The sequence below is a fragment of the Vibrio sp. 10N.222.48.A3 genome, assembly GCF_041475345.1.
Lineage (GTDB): Bacteria > Pseudomonadota > Gammaproteobacteria > Enterobacterales > Vibrionaceae > Vibrio > Vibrio tasmaniensis_A.
Genome location: NZ_JBFRVX010000255.1, coordinates 1 through 1,018, shown reverse-complemented (window position 1 = coordinate 1,018; position 1,018 = coordinate 1). Strand labels below are relative to the sequence as shown.

At 36.7% G+C, this 1,018-nt stretch carries 1 protein-coding gene and 1 pseudogene; both read left to right on the top strand.

What is annotated here, in order from left to right:
- Nucleotides 1-337 (top strand): annotated as a pseudogene (locus AB4653_RS08505) (hypothetical protein); the annotation flags it as partial.
- 156 nt (nucleotides 338-493) lie between these two features.
- Nucleotides 494-904 carry a GNAT family N-acetyltransferase gene (locus AB4653_RS08500; protein ID WP_102257882.1) on the top strand — a complete coding sequence of 137 codons (411 nt, stop codon included), beginning with the start codon at nucleotides 494-496 and terminating at the stop codon, nucleotides 902-904.
- Nucleotides 905-1,018 lie beyond the last annotated feature (114 nt).

The following is a 1,018-nucleotide window of genomic DNA, read 5'->3' as shown; positions in this document are numbered from 1 at the left end:
ATCTGATGTGATACACGAAACAAAACAGGCTATAGATTATGAGTCTTCTTCAGGTGACCCTGAATATCAAACTAAAGTCCTGAGTAACCCCAAGGTTTACAAAGCTCTAGATGAGAGAGTGTTGCTTCTAATCGAAGTTCAAAAACCATTACTACCTAAAAAGTTTATGCAATGTATTGAATCATTGCATGCATTAGATAAAGAAGTTTCGCGCCAGGTGTGGGATGAGGATTTAGACCATATTACAGCCCATGAAGAAATGCTTTCGAAATACACTGAGTTACACCAAGAGCTTAATGTGTCGATTCGAAAAATGGCAGGTATAAAAAAGCTATAACTAGCATTGAGAGGATTCTCAGTGCTCGAGTTTATAATTTTCCTTTTAGCACTTAATTGGCTTTACGCTTATTGAGGCCTCACAATCTCTTACTTGGGCTTAAAGGTTTTATCTAAGGTGTCAGCTTGGACTGACAAACTGATTAAGAAGAGAGTTATGACAATTAAGTATAAAGAGAGTTACGGCGACTACTATGTTTACTTCGAACAATATCCTAATGATTGTTATTGTTTGTGGAAAAAAAATAGTCAGGAAGAGAAGGTTTATTCTATTGAACGTATAGATGTTTTACCTCAATTGCGCAGGCGAGGGATGGCTCGTGAGTTATTAAATGCAGCGATTGAACAGATTAGAAGCGAATGCAATAAAGCGTGTATAGAGATTTCCGCACAACCGGATCAAGATAGTAAAATAACAAAGGAAAGCCTTGTAACTTTTTACGAGTCTGCTGAGTTTGAGGTCTATCAAAAGTATCGTTCACGTACAGACCTTCGCTTATATTTAGATGCATCAATGAAGCCTGATCCACTATTCGATAGTCCATTATATTTCAAATTTGTTATCTGATATGCGTGTCGGTAAGTCTAGAAGTACTTAAAATGCATGAGGATTTTACTTCGGCACAGCTTATTAAGGTAAAAACGATTTACCTTTGGGATACTTTACGAGAGAAATATGAAC

Bases quoted from the DNA above. Each gene is read 5' to 3' on its own strand.
- AB4653_RS08500 (WP_102257882.1), top strand. From the start codon at position 494: ATGACAATTAAGTATAAAGAGAGTTACGGCGACTACTATGTTTACTTC.